Raw genomic sequence first — 16,895 nt, 5'->3', positions numbered from 1 at the left:
TCCAGTAAAGCCGGGGCGCGTTAAAAATTCTGCATTACTATCGATTTGACAATAAAACCGGATTTTCTTTAAAAATGAAGGGGACACAAATGAATCTCAGGACGAGGGGAAATATGTTGTCTAGCGGAGCGCTTCTGGCTTGTTTGTCCATTTCCGCGCCCGCATCTTCCGAGGAAACCGAGGCCGCACCTCAGCAAAAAGAAATGACTTACGGTGAAAAAGCGGACCAGGAAATCCAGAATTTCCGCTGGAACAACGCCTTGCAAATCTATCGTGACGAATTGGCTATCAACGAGAAAAATGCTGATGCGTGGCGCGGCATGGGCCGAATACTTCGTTGGCAGGGACATCTTGATGAATCGCGGCAGGCCTATGAAAAGGCGGCAGCACTGGAGCCGGACAATGCCAACGCCGCACTGGGGATTACCAGAACTTATTTTCTGGACCATGACTTCAAGCAGGCTGCCGCCGGCTACGCTTCCGCGCAGGAACGCTGGCCTCAAGACGAAGAAGTCCAGCAAGCCGCCTATGATTTTGCGCGCGAGAAAAATCCGCGGATTTATGGACGTTACGAACGGGATCTGACGTTCCGGACCAAAACCTACGGTGCCGGTCTACCCCTGCTGTCGCGCGAAGACATACAGCTGGAGTACGTCGAGGATGAGAGCCTGGGACAGTACGTGCGTAAAGACCAAAAAATCACATACGCGCACTACTTCGGCCTCAATAATTTTCTGGAATTCAGGTACAGGAAATCCGACTATTCGTATTTTGCTCCGGTAACGGATTTTTCTGCGATCGACAAGTTCGATGAATATCGATTGCGCTATGCCTATCCCTTTACCCCCGAGCAAGTAGGGACAGTGACTTACACGTACCGCCCTACCACGCTGGAAACGACGCAACAGTCTTACGATTCGACCAAAATCGAGTTTGAACTTCGTTCCCAGTGGTCGCCGCGTTTTGGAACCGTAGTCGGTGCGGGTCAATTGCGGGAGCTAAACAGCAATCCCAGTACCACCAGTGATCTCAGGAATACGAGTCTGGTAAAAGTCGGCGTGGACTATATGCTCACGCAGAAAGCGCAGGTGGCGGCCACCTACATCACCAATCCGGATCTGGACAATTCCATCAAGAGTAAAACCCTGCTTTTGCTTAGTTACCAATGGCGCGACAATCTGTCATCCCTGCTGCGCTATCGCTATGACGATTACAAGCAAGGTGGCAATCAGCGCATCTATTCATTGGCGTTGCGATATACGCCGGACGCGCACCTGTGGGTCGAGGTCGGGGCTTTGAGCGCGACCCGCGCCGGCCGCAGCGGGGTTTATCCGCAAGCGACGCTGATCTATAAATTCTGAATGTTTAATGGAATCGCGGCCGGACTGCAGGGGCCGATTGCCTAGGCAGGCGGAGAGCTCTTCTTCTGCCTTGGGTGAGTATTCGCATCAAAGTAACCAATCAGCCACAAGCAAAAATAACCATCAATTTGCATCACAAAGTCACCGCCCATTCGCATATTCAATGCACCACAATGATTCATGCGAATGTGGAGGTGATCAAATGTCCGCTATCGGCGGCGGTTTCAACCGCCTTTCAAGGCAGCCATTGGGGTACGTAGCCTGACTTTTTGTAAACATGCTGAAAATAATACTTCGATCCCCGTTACTCGTTCAAATGCCTCTTGAGTTAGTTCCAGCTGTCGACGTTCAAATCGAATGCGATTAACTATTCGTGTTCGCAACTTGAGCTGTTACATCCTTGCCGAAAATATTTATAAATTCTTGTAACCAATGCAATCTGGATGGCGTATTACCTTACAGATCGCCGGCAAACAGCGGTGTTAATACAGTGATCGTCTCATTCAACCTTGATCAAATGGAGTCACACATGAACGCACGTAACCTCGCAACCGCAGCTTTTACCTTTGCACTATCCGTCCTGAGTTCCCTTGCTGTTGCAGGCGAGATCAAGCCATTCAGCCAACAAGAGTTCGATCAGTTGAATAAAGCCGGACAGTCGGTCGTGCTCGACGTCACTGCACCTTGGTGTTCCGTCTGCAAGCAACAAAAACCCATCGTTGAAAATCTCATGAAGCAACCAGCCTATAAGGATGTGACGCTCATGACGATTGACTTCGATTCTTCAAAGCCGATTCTCAAGAACTTCAAGGTAACAATGCAAAGCACTCTGATCGCTTTCAAGGGAGGGAAAGAAGTTGGTCGCTCGATCGGTGACACAACACCTTCCGGTTTAGAGGCGTTGATCAAGAAGGCGGTCAATTAAATGGAGTTTGGGGTTGGTTCTTACGGTTTCGGTCTTTTGGCTGGAGTTCTTTCGACGCTTTCGCCATGTGTTTTGCCAATCATTCCTATCCTGCTCGGCTCGGCAACCAACGCACACAAGCGTGCGCCGTTAGCTCTTGCAGTTGGATTGGCGATCTCCTACGCTGTTATAGGGACGACGATTGCGTGGGCAGGTTCTGCGCTGGATATTGACGTATCGATCTTTCGAAATATCGGTGCTGTTCTGCTGGCAGCGTTTGGCCTGATTCTGATTTCCGCAAGCTTGCAACAACGCTTTGCATCCGCAACGGCAGGAATTGGCGATGCAGGTAACGTTTTTATTTCTCGCATGCATCTGGATGGGCTTGGGGGGCAGTTTGCCATTGGCCTGACGCTGGGTATTGTCTGGAGTCCATGCGTAGGGCCAACTTTAGGGGCCGCTATCGTGCTAGCCAGCCAAGGCTCTCAACTCCAGCAAGTGGCATTGCTGATGGGAATATTTGGTCTGGGTGCAGCTTTGCCGCTGGTTGTTTTGGCATATCTTTCTCGCAGCACAATGTTGAAGCTGCGCGGTCAATTAATGCAGGCGGGGAAGGCAGGCAAGATGATTTTAGGGGCAATCATGATTATCCTCGCCGTGATGATCGTGACAGGTACAGACAAGTTGTTGGAAGCGTGGCTGGTCGCGCATTCGCCAGCATGGCTTACAACATTGACCACGCGGTTTTGAGATGACTGCAGATGTGCAAGCTATTGCAGGCCGCAGGATTTCAGGCGGCGGTACAAGGTTCTTTCGCTCAAGCCGAGGGACTGGGCCAGTTCTTTTCGGGTGCCTGTAAATAATTTCACATAGTTGATGAAGTCGGCGTCATTCATCTTCTTCAAGGGAAGCCGGGCGCTGGCGAGCGTGTCCGTGCGCAACGATAGGTGTTCCGGTTTGATTTTTCCATCATCGGCAAAGAGGCGCGCGCGTTCCAGTACATTGCGCAGCTCTCGGATATTGCCTGGCCAGTCGTATTGAATAAGTTTTGCCAGTGTTTCTGGTGTGGCGTGAAATGCCGGATTGCCGGGTTGGTTGGCGCGCTGTAGTAGCGAGTTGATCAGTAGTGGAATGTCTTCTCTGCGTTCGCGAAGAGCCGGCAGATGGATGGGGAAGGCGTTAATTCGATAATAAAGATCTTGCCGGAATGTTCCATCTGCCACCATCGCTTGCAACGGTTTGTGTGTTGCCGATACGAGGCGGAAATCTGCCTTGTGCGTTTCGATTCCACCCACCCTGCGGTATGTTCCGGATTCGATAAGCCGTAGTAACTTCACTTGCATCGCCAGCGGAATGTCGCCGATTTCATCCAGAAAAATTGTACCGCCGGTCGCTGTTTCTACCAATCCAATCTTGCGTGCCACAGCACCTGTAAAAGCTCCTTTTTCGTAGCCGAACAATTCACTTTCAAACAGACTTTCTGTCAGCCCTGAACAGTCAACCACGACGAATGGTCCGCGTGCCCGCTTGCTGGCCTCATGAACGGCGCGCGCGAAGAGTTCTTTGCCGGTTCCGGATTCGCCCAAAAGCATGACGGGCAGATCGGAGCCGGCTACGCGTTGCAGCTCTCCAAGTGCGTGGTTGAACGCCGCAGATTTGCCGACCAAGCCCTGGTTGCTTGGTTGTGCAGAAGCATGCCGTATAGTCTGCAGGCGTTCTACGAAGCCGATGACCTGATGTTCTGCATCAATGATGGGGCGCAGTTCGACATCCACGTGTTCGGGTCCGCGCGGCGTATGGTGAATATGAAGAACGCGATCCGGCCCTTTGTTGAGCAGTGCATTCTGCAAAGGGCAGTGTTCACCCGCCTGATCGCAGGGCACGTTGTAATGATGCGATATGGCGTAGCACTTGTGTCCTATGACCGGTTTGCCGGCGGTCGCGAACTGTCTCTTGTAGGCAGTATTGGCGGCGAGTATTTCGTACTCGGTATTCATCACAATCATGGGTGCCGCTTCGTGATCCAGATACGAGATCAAGGCTTGTACCTGGAACGCTTTCAGCACTTCAGCGTTTTTCAATGCGTTCTCCTGTGTGTATGCCAAAACTGCCAAATGGCAGTATGCCACTGCCAAAATGCTCTGTCACGCTTTCGTTTTTGTCCGGAAGAACGCGCAATAAAAGGTTAAATTTCTCCATTAAAACAAAGAGATAGAAATATTCCATGAGGCTGGCACGCCTCTTGTATAGAACACTCTATAACCGTTAACAGGAGGCAGTATGAGCAAGCTTTATGTGGAAGGTCTGTTTGATCCCGCAACCAGCACGGTCAGCTATATCGTCATGGATGAGGAGAGCAGGCAATGCGCATTGCTGGACAGTGTGCTGGACTACGATCCCAAATCCGGTCATACCTCCACTCACAGTGCCGACAATCTGATTGATCGGGTAAAAGCACTGGGCGCCACGGTCCAATGGATTCTCGAAACCCATGCACATGCTGATCATCTATCGGCCGCGCCGTATCTGAAACAAAAATTGGGCGGCAACATTGCCATCGGCGAACAAATTCGCAAGGTACAGGATGTCTTCGGCAAACTTTTCAACGCGGGGCCCGACTTTAAGCATGATGGCAGCCAGTTCGACTACCTGTTCAAGGATGGCGAACGTTTTCATATCGGCGGTCTGGAGGTGCACGCGATGCACACTCCCGGGCATACCCCCGCTTGCCTGACTTACGTTGTGACGGATGGCCAGGAGCAGGTGGCATTCGTTGGCGACACCTTGTTCATGCCTGACTACGGCACGGCACGCTGTGACTTTCCCGGTGGTGATGCACGCACCTTGTTCAAATCCATCAACAAGGTATTGAGCCTGCCGCCGCAGACACGCCTCTACATGTGTCACGACTATCGTCCTAACGATCGGGAGTTGCGCTTCGTCACCACGGTGGATGAAGAGCGCAAAAGCAATATTCACGTTCACGACGGCATCAGCGAAGAGGAATTCGTGACCATGCGCACCGCAAGGGATGCAACGCTGGACATGCCGGTGCTGATTCTTCCTTCGGTTCAAGTCAATATGCGGGCCGGACAACTTCCTCCCGCCGAAAACAATGGCGTGCGCTATCTGAAGATTCCAGTCAATGCAGTGTGATTTTTGACGAAGAACGAATTGGCGCACAACCGGCACGGATGAGCAAAGGAGAACAGCATGAAGATCAATACATTGAGCGCGCAATTGTCCGTATCGCCGCAGATCATGCCGAACGATATCGCGAACATTGTGACAAGTGGATTCAAGTCGATTATCTGTAACCGCCCGGACGGAGAAGGCGCCGACCAGCCGAGTTTTCGTGAAGTGGAACAGGTGGCGCAGGAGGCGGGAATCGAGATTCGCTATTTGCCCGTAGTGTCGGGCAAGGTATCCGACGAGCAGGTGAGCGAGTTTGATCAATTGCTGGAAGCATTGCCCAAGCCTGCGCTGGCCTATTGCCGGACAGGGATGCGCAGCACCACCCTATGGGGATTGTCGCGCGCTGGTCGCATGTCGGAAGAGCAAATTCTCGCACGTGCAAACGAAGCCGGCTATGACCTCAGCGGTGTGATTCGCCGTATCGCCAGTGCTGGCAGTACGTCTTCCGAAGTTGCCGATACAAGTCACCAGATTGTGATTGTCGGCGCAGGTGCCGCCGGGATCTCTGTGGCAGCGAGCCTGCTTGCCAGAAATGCGGATCTGGACATTGCACTCATAGATCCGGCGGATGTGCATTACTACCAGCCCGGCTGGACGCTGGTCGGTGGCGGCGTATTTAACGCGCAGCAAACGGTGCGGGCAATGGGCGCCTTGATACCGCGCGGCGTGCGCTGGATCAAGTCCGCAGTCGCGGGTTTTGAGCCTGAGCGCAACAGCGTGTTGCTGGAAGGATGCCGCACGGTCAAGTACGAACACTTGATCGTCTGCCCGGGCCTCAAGCTGAACTGGGATGGCATTCAGGGTTTGTCCGACACGCTGGGACATAACGGCGTGACTTCAAACTATCGCTTTGACCTGGCACCCTACACGTGGGAGCTCGTCAACCGCTTCAAGGGCGGTAACGCGCTTTTCACGCAACCACCCATGCCTATCAAATGTGCCGGTGCACCGCAGAAAGCAATGTATCTATCCTGCGACGCATGGCGCCGGTCGGGTGTTTTGAACAAGAGCAATGTCCAGTTCCATACCGCTGGTGCCGTCCTGTTCGGCGTGGCCGACTATGTGCCGGCGCTGATGGAGTACGTGAAGGCCTATGGTATCGATCTGAATTTCGGCCGCAATCTCACTGCGATTGATGGCGAACGGCGCATCGCGACTTTTTCTTCCAGCACGCCGGACGGGGTGGTGCAAACGCATGACACTCCATTCGACATGATTCATGTCGTCCCACCACAAAGCGCGCCCGACTTCATTCGTCAGAGTCCGCTTGCTGATGCAGCAGGATGGATAGATGTCGATCAGGGCACATTGCGCCACAAGAAATTTGCCAACGTATTTGGTCTGGGTGACGCGGCCAATACGCCGAATGCCAAAACCGCGGCGGCAGCACGCAAGCAGGCACCGGTAGTTGCGCACAACCTGCTGGTGAGCTTGGGGCAGGGAACGCGCGAGGCACGCTACGACGGCTATGGCTCCTGCCCACTGACCGTGGAGCGCGGCAAGATCGTGCTCGCCGAGTTCACCTATGGCGGCAAGCTTGCGCCCAGCTTTCCGACCTGGCTGCTGGACGGCACCAAGCCCTCGCGTCTGGCGTGGTTACTGAAGGAGCGGGTTCTGCCATCGCTGTACTGGGAGGGCATGCTGAAAGGACATGAGTGGCTGGCGCAACCGGAAATGGTTGGGTGATTTGTGATGTTCGCGACGCGGGTCATGCTGCCATTGCCAGCGCTTAGCGCGCGAGCGCGGCCGTTGCTTGGCACATCCGGTTGCAGGCTTGGCACTCCGTTAGATTTGTTTCTCTTAAAACTAGTGAGAAAAATATGTTGATCAGTCTTTCCCTGGGCATGGTGGTTGGTTGCATCATGGGATTGACCGGCGCTGGCGGCGGCATTCTGGCGGTGCCCTTGCTGGTCTTTGGATTGCACTTTACTGTCGCCCAGGCCAGTCCTATCGGTCTTCTGGCGGTTGGTATTGCCGCTGCGATCGGGGCGGCGATGGGTTTGCGCAAAGGTATCGTCCGTTACCGCGCTGCGGGGCTGATAGCAGCAGTCGGTATCGTCTTAGCGCCGGCCGGATTCTGGCTGGCACGGCAACTTGATACGCGTTATCTCACGATGCTGTTTGCAATCGTCTTGCTCGGTGTCGCATATAAAAGTGTAAGAGAAGGGATGCGCCGTCCGGGTGAGGAACCCGATCGCCCTGAGTTTCCCTGCGTGCGCTTTACAGAAAGCGGGAAATTTATCTGGACCAAAAAATGTGCTGCCCGGCTGTCCGCCATCGGCGGTCTGGCTGGCCTGCTCTCGGGTTTGTTGGGGGTAGGCGGCGGCTTTGTGATTGTGCCGGCCTTGCAACGCATCACCGATCTCACGATGCAATCCATCGTTGCCACTTCGCTGGCCGTGATCGCCTTGATCTCGCTCGTCAGTGTGGCTGGCAGCATTTACGGTGGGCACTTTGACTATGCTGCGGGGTTTCCCTTTGCCGCTGGCGCGGCGCTGGGAACGCTGGTCGCGGGTCGCTATGCATCACGCTGGCCTGGCCGGCATCTCAAATTCGTTTTTGGAATCGTGTGTTCGCTGGTTGCTCTGGGATTGTTCGTCAAGTCTGCAGGGTGACCTCGTTGCGGGGCAGTATATCTAAAGGAAGGTGTCGTGTGTGATGAAGAGACGGCTAGCCGTCAGATGTTGGTCAATAACATAAATTTATTAATTTACCGAGGAAATGCCATGCAAGCTAACGTAGGAAGTATCGACCGTGCAATTCGCATTGTCGCTGGCGCGGGACTGATCGCTGCCACCCTGTTTGGTGTAATCGGCGCGTGGGGCTGGATAGGCGTGATTCCGTTGGCTACCGGATTATTTCGATTTTGCCCGGTATATTTACCGTTGGGCCTAAGCACCTGCCGTCTGAATAGATAAGCGGCTTGCTGAAAAAATATACGCAACTGTTCCAAGCGGTTGCCGCGTCCCTGGAGGCTGGTGCTTTGCAGGCGCGGCAATCTGCACATTGATAGTGTTGAGGTGATGTACATTCCTTTATCGGGTAGCGGCATCTGACAATTCGTCCTCCGTTACAAAAATCAAGGAATAAAATATGGCTCGCGCGCCACTTCCCGCATCATTTTTCGGCATTGTGCTTGGATTGTCCGGGCTAGGGCAGGCATGGCGCGTCGCCGTCCCGTTGTGGAATATGCCGCGCTGGATAGGCGAATCCCTGTTGTTATTGGCGGCACTGACCTGGCTGGTTCTGCTGCTCAGCTACCTCTTGCAAGCGCTGCGCAATCCGCAACTGGTGCGCAACGAATTCAAACATCCGGTGCAAGGCAGTACACCCGCGCTACTCGCGGTTGCAACGCTGCTGATTGCGCTGGCTGCACTGCCATATTCGCGACCACTGGCTTACGCGCTAACCGTGGCAGGCATTTGCTGGCACCTGCTGTTCTCCCTCTGGCACACCGGCATATTATGGCAAGGCGGACGCGACGCACTCGACACCGTACCCACGCTTTATCTGCCGACGGTAGCTGGCAATTTCACCAGCGCGGCAGCATTGGGGGCGCTGGGACATGCAGACTGGGGTTGGTTGTTTCTCGGCGCAGGCGTGTTTTCGTGGCTGGCGCTGGAATCGCTGGTGATACAGCGACTCTGGCACACCACCGGGATGCCGGTACAACAAAGGCCCTTGCTCGGCATACAGTTTGCGCCGCCTGTCGTTTGTGCGATGGCCTGGCAACTGTTAGCACCTGGCAGCACTGATCATTGGCTGCTGATGTTGTGGGGCTATGGTCTGTTCCAGCTAATGCTGGGAATACGGCTGCGCAGCTGGCTGGCAGCCCAGCCTTTTTCGCCTTCGTACTGGGCTTACACCTTCGGCGTGGCGGCGGCGACTGTTGTCGGCTTGAAGCTGGCATTAAACGGTATCGGTGCAGCGCAAACACTGGCGATACCGGTGTTCATAGCTGCCAATCTTTTTATCGCCAATCTTACAGTCCGCACCGTCTATCTGTTTTTCAAGTGGCGTCCGGGCTGAATCGGGTTTTCATTGCCTGAAATTGTCCGTGGATGAGAGCGGGATAGTGGACAAGCGGTCCATCAGGGTAGCGTGCGAGAGTTCGCCGATTCGTTTGTCGATCAGGCGGCCGGTGGCATCAAAAAACAGAGTGGTAGGCAAGCCACGCGCATCATACTGTTTGGCGATCGCACCTTGCGGATCCAGCAGCACATTCTCAAGCGTGAGATTGCGTGCGCTTAAAAACTTCTGCACAGTCTCTGCTGCCTCACCCTGATTGAGAAAGACGAAGTGAATGTCCGGATATTGTTGCTGGGCTTTACTGAGTACCGGCATTTCGCGGATGCAGGGAGGGCACCAGCTAGCCCATACATTGACCACGGTCGGCTTGCCTGCAAAGGCCTTGAGCGATGTCGCGCCTCCTTGCAGGGTAAGAACGGGTGTTGCCGTCAATTGGACATCTTTTTCCACGGGCATCGACAACAGGAATGAGCCCAGCAAGAAAAGTGAAAGACTTGCGACTAAAGCTGCAGCCATCGGTTTTTTGATCGCGTGCAACTTTGCGATTTGCATCAGCGCATACAGGCATGCGACACCGAAACCGGCGAACGCATGCCAGCCGCCGTCACGTATGTCGATGATGTCGAGCGGGGCTGCGAAATAGGACTCCCAGTATTTCAGTACAAAGCCGATGCGCGCGGCAATCAAACCGATCCAGAATGTTTGCCAGAATTTCTTTTCGAAGACAGTTGCCAGTTTGCCGGCTATCTTCCTGCCGATAAGTAGAGCGATCGTCATTGAAACGGCGAAAACAATCAGCGTGCCTGGGAGGGTAAAGCTGCCAATCTGGATACTATGCATGTATGAAGTTTTCTAGAAGTGAATGCCCAATCCCGCTTGTCGATCAAGCAGATCGTCGAACCATATACCCGCTGTCAATCTTGCTTCTCTTAGTCCATTGATCTGATCATGCACTTTAGGCGCGCGCGGTAGTCAATCGCGTCATTTCCGCACGGTTGATGCGTCATCATGATGATGGCTACAGACAAGAAGTTTATGGGACAGTTCATGATCAGCTTTGGTTTCAAAGTGGCTGGTTGGATTTGCACCGGTGAGATGGCGCAGGTCGCCATCGCCATGTTTGCGACATACTGTTTTTTTGAGGCGACACTCCGCATCGTATCCCCGCAACTGATTCCAGTTCTGCATAGACGTGCGATCGGTCCCGTGTGAACTATCAAATCGGATGTAGCCAGATCGGTGTCTGTTTGTATCAAAGATGCTTATGGCGTTGATCCGATCAAATCCATCATTAACATTATACTTAAATATATAATATAATTATCGGTATCGATTTGGATAGGAAACTTTTTCTAATGAAGACGGATATGACAGATATCAAAGAAATCGATCTGCAGGCAATGCAGGATGCTGCAGAAGAAGCCTGTGGTTTATTAAAAAACCTGGCAAATCGAGATCGCTTGCTATTGCTGTGTCAAATGACCCAGGGTGAGTATTGCGTCCGCGAATTGCAGGAAATGCTGGGCATACAGCAGCCAACCTTGTCGCAGCAGCTCGGTGTGCTGCGTGAGCAGGGATTGGTCGATACGCGGCGCGAAGGCAAGCAGATTTACTACAACATCGCCAGCGAAGAAGCGCTGGCTGTGATGCAGGTGCTGTACGCGTTGTTCTGCAACAAATCGAAAGGAAGGTAATCATGACGATCAACTGGATCAATTTCACTCCCTGGGCTTCATTGGCCGGGGGATTGCTTATCGGCCTTTCTGCCGCCTTGCTGGTGCTGTTCAACGGCAGGATTGCGGGCATAAGCGGGATTGTAGGTGGCTTGCTGCGCCCGGTGCGACGAGACATAGCCTGGCGTATAGCCTTTGTCGGTGGCTTGGCATGCGCTCCGTTGGTGTATCAATTGTTCGCGCCTTTGCCGACTGTGCGTATCGATGCCGGAACCGGCATGTTGATTGTGGCCGGTCTGCTGGTCGGTTTTGGTACCCGCTATGGGTCAGGCTGTACCAGCGGTCATGGCGTGTGCGGATTGTCGCGCGGCTCGTTGCGTTCGGTCGCGGCGACTGTGAGTTTCATGCTGGCCGGTTTCGCGACGGTATTTGTCATCCGTCATTTATTCGCCTAAGGAGGCTTGTATGCAGATAATCATGGCATCGCTCATCGGATTGATATTCGGCCTCGGACTGATCGTATCCGGCATGGCCGATCCATCTAAAGTACTGAATTTTCTCGATCTGTCTGGTGATTGGGATCCATCACTCGCCTTCGTCATGGGCGGCGCAATTATCGTTGGGCTGTTTGCATTCCGCTTTGCTTCTCGACTGCAAAAATCCTTGCTTGGCGAAGCAATGCGCTTGCCGACGGCAACGAATCTGGACCGTCGCCTTATAGCCGGCAGTCTGCTATTCGGCATAGGTTGGGGGTTGGGCGGTTATTGTCCTGGACCTGCACTCGTGTCGCTGACGATGGGGAATCCAAAGTCGATCATCTTCATCGTTGCGATGCTTGCCGGCATGATGATTTTCGAGGTTTGGGAACGCCGGCCAGCTTCAAACCGAAAGCAGCCGTCGTGACATGACGCGCATAGTGAAGGCTGTTTGGATAACTTGAGCAGGACACCGGCGTGTGGCGTGCTCAAGACTGTATGGTCAGTCAGTCTCGACTAGCGGCTGGGGAAAATGACATAACGACATAACGCCAGGGTCAGCGGTCGTGATCACGACGCTTTCTTGTGCTTTTACGAATTGCACCTTAATAAGCCCAAGATGATCGATCTAACGCTATCTGCCAATCGCAATTGGGGAATGCCGCATGCGTGTGAGGGCAGTTTTTCCATACTCTACCTGCCTGTCCTCCCGTTTCCTTTAATGCATTATTGATGTGCTTGCATTTCGTCACCTGACTCTTTTGAAGCAGGCGTGCAAGTCTTGATGAGCGCGATAATTTCTTCCATCCTCCTCACGCTGCAAATAAATGTTAATAGTGCAATGTCGCGGAATTTCCGACTACACTACGGGTCCCGTTATTCTTTCCCACCTTTTTGAGGGCCCTCCGTGAAAATATTCAACGCGATATTGCTAGCATTGTTTTCCACCGGCATTGCGCATGCAGCTTCGCTGGAAGACGATGTCAATCGTTATGTCCAGACATTTTCCGGCACGCAGAGTGTGACGGCGGAAGTTGTGGAGTCGCTGGAGTGGATGGGTATTGCCGACCCTCGCGTGTTCGACCTGATTGAGCGTCGTGCGATTGAAGCGGCAGAAGCAGGACGCTACGACAGAAAAACGCGTAACGAGGTTGTGCTTTACATCCGCGCCCTGGGTTTTTCCGGTCAGTCAAAATATGCCGCCACCCTGCAAAATTTTGCTCCCGATTTGACGTATGGACGGCGCGCGAAAAATGCGCTGGAAGATATGCCTTATTACCAGAAATGGAATCCGCTTATTTCCAATCGTGCTTCCTTTGATGCGAAATATAGCGATGATGTAAATCGCGTGCTGAATATGTTGCGCTCTAATGATTTTTTGCTGAAAAGACTGGGTGCGCAACGCGTCTATGCGGAAAATAAAGATGCCATTTTGCTGAGCACGCTGGAAGCTGAGATTCGTACCAGCTATATGAATATGACAAATGAGAATGACAATGGCCCGATCGATGCGGTTGCATGGATGGTGAAAGCCTTGGGTAGTGCAAAACAAGAACAATACCGTCCGTTGCTGCAGGAAGTTGCCGTGAAAGCACCGAACAAGAAAATTAGAAAATACGCGAATGCGGCACTCGACCGCTGATCAATTGGCCTTTTCGCCGTATTCCTTCAATCTGATTTACCTTCACCGCCGCAAAGAATTGTTATGACAGCGCCCATCGCTTTTGGCTCTGCGGAGCCGCATGTTCCCGAGACTGCATTTGGTAAGTGGTTTTTGCAAACCAATACATGGACCGTCCATGTATTGGATAGGGCCTTGAATGATCTGGAAACATTGATCCCACAACGTCTGGCGTCTTATCCTGTCGTCGCCGATGTCGGTTGCGGTTTCGGGCGCTCTTTGGGCAGGCTCAATAGCCGTTTCCAACCGCAGCGCTTGATTGCGATGGATATTGATCCTGAAATGCTGGCGGCGACGGCTCGTGAAAACGCGGATCTGGCAGCAAAAACAGAGTTCATTTGTTGTTCCAGTTCCAACATCCTGCTTGACGACAATAGCGTCGACTTGCTGTTTTGCCATCAGACCTTTCATCATCTGATTGACCAGGAACAGGCTATACGCGAATTCTTTCGTGTGCTGAAGCCGGGCGGCATCCTGCTGTTTGCAGAATCCACGCGCCGTTATATCCATTCATGGATCATCCGTTTGTTGTTCCGCCATCCTATGGATGTACAAAAAACTGCGCCCGAATATTTGACACTGGTGCGCAGCGCCGGCTTTGCGGTTGCGGATGAATCGATTTCCTATCCCTATCTCTGGTGGAGTCGTGAAGACCTCGGGATGATGGAAAAATTGCTGGGCCTCAAGCCATCGAATGACCGCGAAGAAACCCTGATCAACCTGATAGCGACCAAGCCGCATATATAAAGCGTGTAAGTACGTTACCGCACAGCGTACATTCTCATAAGCCACCAACATTCCAGTAGTAAAGATGCCCTGCAAGAGCGTCGGATGGCCGGACGTCATTAGGCAAAAACAATTGTTTATAATGCCGCGGGCTTTGGAATAACAGACACTTTCTCTGGCGTAATAAACATGCGTGTTTTTATTCATTTTGATCTCTTGGGCAAACAACCATGCGCATAGACGGCTTGCGGTTTTCTATTGCGGCGCATACCGCATGGGCGCCAGGGATAGAGACGCCTGAAGCTTGGCTTGCATGGGCGAAACGGCCGTTTGAGATCGTGGGCGATGCCGAGCCTGGAGTCAGGCAGATGCCACCCATGTTGCGCAGGCGGGCAGGCGCGCTTGGCAAGATGGCGCTGGAAGTGGCCTATCAATGTCTGGACGGACGCAAGGATGTTCCCGCGGTGTTTTGCTCACGCCATGGTGAAGTGGCACGTGCGTATGAGTTGCTGAACGATTTGGCACAAGGTGCCGCACTGTCGCCCACGGCATTTGGTCTGGCGGTTCACAATGCCAGCGCCGGTCTGTTTTCGATCGCGCGCGCCGATCAAGCTAATCACCTCGCCTTGGCGGCGGGTGCCAGCACGATAGAGCATGCTGTGATTGAGGCTTGCGGCTTGATGGCGGATGGTGCGCCTATGGTCTTGCTGGTCGCGTACGACAATTGTCTGCCGCAAGTATTTGAAAAATTTCAGGACTGCACGGAGCAACCTCATGCATGGGCCTGGTTGATGGTACCGGCGTCCGAGGATGCGAAAGCAACGTTACGGCTGAGCTGGATGGCGGCCAACGAACAGCAGAATGAGGTGCACGCCATGCCGCCGAGTTTGCAGGTATTGCAGTTTCAATTGAGTGAAGATCCCTGCCTGGAGCGCGTTGCCGATGGACGACGCTGGCGCTGGGCGCGTGATGCGTAACCCGGCCTCAAGTTGCTCACTATACTGGCGGGTGTTTGCCACAGGCTTTAGTTTTCTGACGTTCGGAGTGGGCGGACTGTTATTGCGTGTTGCTGTATTTCCACTACTGAATTTGTTTGTTTGGCAACGAGACAAAAGAGTAACGCTGGCGCGCGCGGTGATACGTTTTGCGTTTCGAGGTTTTGTCGGCCTGATGCAGACATTGGGTGTGTTGCGTTATGAAATCGTTGGCCAGCATCGGCTGGAGCGCAATGGATTGCTGATTCTGGCGAATCATCCAACCTTGATAGACACGGTATTTCTGATGGCCTTCGTCAAGCGCGCTGATTGCATTGTGAAGGGACGGTTATGGAACAATCCTTTTACCGGCGGGCCGATACGTGCGGCTGGTTATATTAACAATGATTCGGGTGCGGAATTGATAGCAAATTGCATCGCCTCACTGCAGAATGGGAACAATCTGATTATCTTCCCGGAAGGAACGCGTACTTCTGCCAGCGGCGAGATCAGTCTCAAACGGGGCGCTGCCAATATCGCGGTGCGCGGGGCACGTGATATCACACCAGTGGTGATACATTGCGATCCGCTGACGCTGGGCAAGGGCGAAAAATGGTGGTGTGTGCCATCGCGCATCGTGCGTTTTCGAATTGAAGTACGCGACGATATCAAGATCGATCGCTTTATCGCGGATGGTGTATCGGAAGTGCTGGCGGCACGGCACTTGACCGACTATCTGCAAAATTATTTTACTGAAGAAAGCCAAGGACATGCTTGAACAAGAAGTGAAAGAAATGATTATCGATGTGCTGCAGCTGGAAGATATCAGTGCGGCCGACATCGACACCGATGCGCCATTATTCGTTGAGGGCCTGGGCCTCGATTCTATCGATGCACTCGAACTTGGCGTTGCCCTGCAAAAGCGCTATGGCATTTCCTTGTCGGCTGAATCGGACGATACGCGGCGCCATTTTTCTTCGGTGCGTGCACTGGCGACGTTAATTGAAAATCATAGACAGAAATAAGGGTAAGGTATGGTAGCAGTGAGCACAATGAGCAAGGACGAACTGTATGTGTGGGTCGTCGATTTGTTGGCCGAGATGTTCGAACTGGATAAATCAAAACTGACGTCGCAGTCAAATTTGTATGTGGATCTGGATATCGACAGTATCGATGCGGTCGATCTGGCTGTGAAATTGAAACAGATGACGGGTAAGCGCCTGCAACCTGAGGTGTTCAAGACCATACGCACCATCGGTGATGTGGTTGACGCCTTGTCCGATCTGGCATCGGAGCAAGAAGTATAAATCGCTCTATCCTGACGCTTGTTACGGTCCTCATTACCTTGCTCTATCCGCTAGTGATTTGGGTCGGACATGGGCAGGTAGAGCCGCGCTGGCTGGCAGCTTTGTTACTGCTGGCTGCGGCCACGCGTTTGCCTCTACTCAAGCTCAACAAGGTGGCGCGCTGGTCTATGGCCGGTGCAATCGTGCTGGCTGCCATTGCAGTGTGGGCCAATATGCTGCTGCCCCTGAAGCTCTATCCGGTGCTGGTGAGTTGTGTGATGTTGGCCCTGTTCGGCTACAGCTTGCGTTTTCCACCGACAATGATTGAACGCCTAGCGCGCTTGCGTCAGCCGAATCTTCATCCACTGGTTGTGATGTACACGCGACGCGTGACCCAGATCTGGTGCGTGTTCTTTGTGATAAATGGATCGATCGGACTGGGTACGGCCTTGTGGGCATCCGAAGCGGTTTGGTCGCTGTATACCGGCGTTATTTCTTACGTCTTGATGGGTATTTTATTTGGTGGCGAACTTCTTTATCGTCCGCGCTTCAAGCGCCTCAACAACATTTGATTCCTATCTTATTTTCGA

The 16,895-nt window shown here is 53.0% G+C and carries 22 protein-coding genes; 19 read left to right on the top strand and 3 right to left on the bottom strand.

Going from position 1 to position 16,895, the window contains the following annotated elements:
- Window positions 1–203 precede the first annotated feature (203 nt).
- From ACFQO0_RS02790 to ACFQO0_RS02780, 3 genes are all read left to right on the top strand, one after another.
- Complete coding sequence (locus tag ACFQO0_RS02790; RefSeq protein ID WP_382232521.1) at window positions 204–1,361, top strand: tetratricopeptide repeat protein; 1,158 nt, start codon at window positions 204–206, stop codon at window positions 1,359–1,361.
- A 529-nt stretch (window positions 1,362–1,890) separates the two neighbouring features.
- On the top strand, window positions 1,891–2,286 hold the full coding sequence (locus tag ACFQO0_RS02785) for a thioredoxin family protein (protein WP_382232520.1): 396 nt from the start codon (window positions 1,891–1,893) through the stop codon (window positions 2,284–2,286).
- Window positions 2,287–3,015 (top strand): cytochrome c biogenesis CcdA family protein, encoded by a 729-nt coding sequence (locus tag ACFQO0_RS02780; protein ID WP_382232519.1) that lies wholly within the window; start codon window positions 2,287–2,289, stop codon window positions 3,013–3,015.
- 20 nt (window positions 3,016–3,035) lie between these two features.
- On the opposite strand, the gene ACFQO0_RS02775 is transcribed toward ACFQO0_RS02780, so the two are convergent.
- Window positions 3,036–4,271 (bottom strand): sigma-54 interaction domain-containing protein, encoded by a 1,236-nt coding sequence (locus ACFQO0_RS02775; protein WP_382233995.1) that lies wholly within the window; start codon window positions 4,269–4,271, stop codon window positions 3,036–3,038.
- 61 nt (window positions 4,272–4,332) lie between these two features.
- Window positions 4,333–4,491 carry a hypothetical protein gene (locus ACFQO0_RS02770; RefSeq protein WP_382232518.1) on the bottom strand — a complete coding sequence of 53 codons (159 nt, stop codon included), beginning with the start codon at window positions 4,489–4,491 and terminating at the stop codon, window positions 4,333–4,335.
- A gap of 54 nt (window positions 4,492–4,545) precedes the next feature.
- On the opposite strand from ACFQO0_RS02770, the gene ACFQO0_RS02765 reads away from it, so the two are divergent.
- The 5 genes from ACFQO0_RS02765 (at window position 4,546) to tehA (ending at window position 9,489) form a co-directional block, all read left to right on the top strand.
- Window positions 4,546–5,421 carry an MBL fold metallo-hydrolase gene (locus tag ACFQO0_RS02765; protein WP_382232517.1) on the top strand — a complete coding sequence of 292 codons (876 nt, stop codon included), beginning with the start codon at window positions 4,546–4,548 and terminating at the stop codon, window positions 5,419–5,421.
- Window positions 5,422–5,478: 57 nt separating this feature from the next.
- A complete protein-coding gene (locus ACFQO0_RS02760; RefSeq protein WP_382232516.1) occupies window positions 5,479–7,146 on the top strand; it encodes a bifunctional protein tyrosine phosphatase family protein/NAD(P)/FAD-dependent oxidoreductase in 1,668 nt (555 codons plus the stop codon).
- Window positions 7,147–7,280: 134 nt separating this feature from the next.
- Complete coding sequence (locus ACFQO0_RS02755; RefSeq protein WP_382232515.1) at window positions 7,281–8,075, top strand: sulfite exporter TauE/SafE family protein; 795 nt, start codon at window positions 7,281–7,283, stop codon at window positions 8,073–8,075.
- Between the two features lie 111 nt (window positions 8,076–8,186).
- Entirely contained in the window at window positions 8,187–8,378 is a 192-nt protein-coding gene (locus ACFQO0_RS02750) for a YgaP family membrane protein (RefSeq protein WP_382232514.1), read from the top strand.
- Between the two features lie 175 nt (window positions 8,379–8,553).
- Complete coding sequence (tehA, locus tag ACFQO0_RS02745; protein ID WP_382232513.1) at window positions 8,554–9,489, top strand: dicarboxylate transporter/tellurite-resistance protein TehA; 936 nt, start codon at window positions 8,554–8,556, stop codon at window positions 9,487–9,489.
- A gap of 9 nt (window positions 9,490–9,498) precedes the next feature.
- Here tehA and ACFQO0_RS02740 read toward each other — a convergent pair whose 3' ends face one another.
- Window positions 9,499–10,329, bottom strand: a complete 831-nt coding sequence (locus ACFQO0_RS02740) for a prolipoprotein diacylglyceryl transferase family protein (protein WP_382232512.1) — start codon at window positions 10,327–10,329, stop codon at window positions 9,499–9,501.
- A 168-nt stretch (window positions 10,330–10,497) separates the two neighbouring features.
- Between ACFQO0_RS02740 and ACFQO0_RS02735 the strand changes: the two genes are divergently transcribed.
- The 11 genes from ACFQO0_RS02735 (at window position 10,498) to ACFQO0_RS02685 (ending at window position 16,877) form a co-directional block, all read left to right on the top strand.
- A complete protein-coding gene (locus ACFQO0_RS02735) occupies window positions 10,498–10,701 on the top strand; it encodes a hypothetical protein (RefSeq protein ID WP_382232511.1) in 204 nt (67 codons plus the stop codon).
- Between the two features lie 155 nt (window positions 10,702–10,856).
- Window positions 10,857–11,183: an ArsR/SmtB family transcription factor gene (locus tag ACFQO0_RS02730; RefSeq protein WP_382232510.1), complete on the top strand. Its 327-nt coding sequence runs from the start codon at window positions 10,857–10,859 to the stop codon at window positions 11,181–11,183.
- A 2-nt stretch (window positions 11,184–11,185) separates the two neighbouring features.
- Window positions 11,186–11,617 (top strand): YeeE/YedE family protein, encoded by a 432-nt coding sequence (locus ACFQO0_RS02725; protein WP_382232509.1) that lies wholly within the window; start codon window positions 11,186–11,188, stop codon window positions 11,615–11,617.
- 10 nt (window positions 11,618–11,627) lie between these two features.
- Window positions 11,628–12,065, top strand: a complete 438-nt coding sequence (locus ACFQO0_RS02720) for a YeeE/YedE family protein (RefSeq protein WP_382232508.1) — start codon at window positions 11,628–11,630, stop codon at window positions 12,063–12,065.
- A gap of 480 nt (window positions 12,066–12,545) precedes the next feature.
- Window positions 12,546–13,280, top strand: a complete 735-nt coding sequence (locus tag ACFQO0_RS02715; protein ID WP_382232507.1) for a hypothetical protein — start codon at window positions 12,546–12,548, stop codon at window positions 13,278–13,280.
- A gap of 63 nt (window positions 13,281–13,343) precedes the next feature.
- A complete protein-coding gene (locus ACFQO0_RS02710) occupies window positions 13,344–14,066 on the top strand; it encodes a class I SAM-dependent methyltransferase (RefSeq protein WP_382232506.1) in 723 nt (240 codons plus the stop codon).
- Window positions 14,067–14,275: 209 nt separating this feature from the next.
- On the top strand, window positions 14,276–15,022 hold the full coding sequence (locus tag ACFQO0_RS02705) for a beta-ketoacyl synthase chain length factor (RefSeq protein ID WP_382232505.1): 747 nt from the start codon (window positions 14,276–14,278) through the stop codon (window positions 15,020–15,022).
- The gene (locus ACFQO0_RS02700) at window positions 14,988–15,797 is read left to right on the top strand and encodes a lysophospholipid acyltransferase family protein (protein ID WP_382232504.1); all 810 of its coding nucleotides are present in this window, start codon (window positions 14,988–14,990) and stop codon (window positions 15,795–15,797) included. Before ACFQO0_RS02705 ends, ACFQO0_RS02700 begins: the two co-directional genes overlap by 35 nt.
- Entirely contained in the window at window positions 15,790–16,044 is a 255-nt protein-coding gene (locus ACFQO0_RS02695) for a phosphopantetheine-binding protein (protein WP_382232503.1), read from the top strand. The genes ACFQO0_RS02700 and ACFQO0_RS02695 overlap by 8 nt, the downstream gene beginning before the upstream one ends.
- 27 nt (window positions 16,045–16,071) lie before the next feature.
- A complete protein-coding gene (locus tag ACFQO0_RS02690; protein WP_382232502.1) occupies window positions 16,072–16,326 on the top strand; it encodes an acyl carrier protein in 255 nt (84 codons plus the stop codon).
- Between the two features lie 38 nt (window positions 16,327–16,364).
- Window positions 16,365–16,877, top strand: a complete 513-nt coding sequence (locus ACFQO0_RS02685; protein WP_382232501.1) for a COG4648 family protein — start codon at window positions 16,365–16,367, stop codon at window positions 16,875–16,877.
- The last annotated feature ends 18 nt before the right edge of the window (window positions 16,878–16,895 follow it).

This window comes from Herminiimonas aquatilis (assembly GCF_042665175.1).
In the GTDB taxonomy this organism is placed as follows: Bacteria; Pseudomonadota; Gammaproteobacteria; order Burkholderiales; family Burkholderiaceae_D; genus Oxalicibacterium; species Oxalicibacterium aquatilis.
Note: the sequence above shows the minus strand (reverse complement) of the source record. Positions and strands in the feature narration are given on the sequence as shown.

Bases quoted from the DNA above. Each gene is read 5' to 3' on its own strand.
- ACFQO0_RS02790 (WP_382232521.1), top strand. From the start codon at position 204: ATGACTTACGGTGAAAAAGCGGACCAGGAAATCCAGAATTTCCGCTGG.
- ACFQO0_RS02785 (WP_382232520.1), top strand. From the start codon at position 1,891: ATGAACGCACGTAACCTCGCAACCGCAGCTTTTACCTTTGCACTATCC.
- ACFQO0_RS02780 (WP_382232519.1), top strand. From the start codon at position 2,287: ATGGAGTTTGGGGTTGGTTCTTACGGTTTCGGTCTTTTGGCTGGAGTT.
- ACFQO0_RS02775 (WP_382233995.1), bottom strand. From the start codon at position 4,271: ATGATTGTGATGAATACCGAGTACGAAATACTCGCCGCCAATACTGCC.
- ACFQO0_RS02770 (WP_382232518.1), bottom strand. From the start codon at position 4,491: ATGGAATATTTCTATCTCTTTGTTTTAATGGAGAAATTTAACCTTTTA.
- ACFQO0_RS02765 (WP_382232517.1), top strand. From the start codon at position 4,546: ATGAGCAAGCTTTATGTGGAAGGTCTGTTTGATCCCGCAACCAGCACG.
- ACFQO0_RS02760 (WP_382232516.1), top strand. From the start codon at position 5,479: ATGAAGATCAATACATTGAGCGCGCAATTGTCCGTATCGCCGCAGATC.
- ACFQO0_RS02755 (WP_382232515.1), top strand. From the start codon at position 7,281: ATGTTGATCAGTCTTTCCCTGGGCATGGTGGTTGGTTGCATCATGGGA.
- ACFQO0_RS02750 (WP_382232514.1), top strand. From the start codon at position 8,187: ATGCAAGCTAACGTAGGAAGTATCGACCGTGCAATTCGCATTGTCGCT.
- tehA (WP_382232513.1), top strand. From the start codon at position 8,554: ATGGCTCGCGCGCCACTTCCCGCATCATTTTTCGGCATTGTGCTTGGA.
- ACFQO0_RS02740 (WP_382232512.1), bottom strand. From the start codon at position 10,329: ATGCATAGTATCCAGATTGGCAGCTTTACCCTCCCAGGCACGCTGATT.
- ACFQO0_RS02735 (WP_382232511.1), top strand. From the start codon at position 10,498: ATGATGATGGCTACAGACAAGAAGTTTATGGGACAGTTCATGATCAGC.
- ACFQO0_RS02730 (WP_382232510.1), top strand. From the start codon at position 10,857: ATGACAGATATCAAAGAAATCGATCTGCAGGCAATGCAGGATGCTGCA.
- ACFQO0_RS02725 (WP_382232509.1), top strand. From the start codon at position 11,186: ATGACGATCAACTGGATCAATTTCACTCCCTGGGCTTCATTGGCCGGG.
- ACFQO0_RS02720 (WP_382232508.1), top strand. From the start codon at position 11,628: ATGCAGATAATCATGGCATCGCTCATCGGATTGATATTCGGCCTCGGA.
- ACFQO0_RS02710 (WP_382232506.1), top strand. From the start codon at position 13,344: ATGACAGCGCCCATCGCTTTTGGCTCTGCGGAGCCGCATGTTCCCGAG.
- ACFQO0_RS02705 (WP_382232505.1), top strand. From the start codon at position 14,276: ATGCGCATAGACGGCTTGCGGTTTTCTATTGCGGCGCATACCGCATGG.
- ACFQO0_RS02700 (WP_382232504.1), top strand. From the start codon at position 14,988: ATGGACGACGCTGGCGCTGGGCGCGTGATGCGTAACCCGGCCTCAAGT.
- ACFQO0_RS02695 (WP_382232503.1), top strand. From the start codon at position 15,790: ATGCTTGAACAAGAAGTGAAAGAAATGATTATCGATGTGCTGCAGCTG.
- ACFQO0_RS02690 (WP_382232502.1), top strand. From the start codon at position 16,072: ATGAGCAAGGACGAACTGTATGTGTGGGTCGTCGATTTGTTGGCCGAG.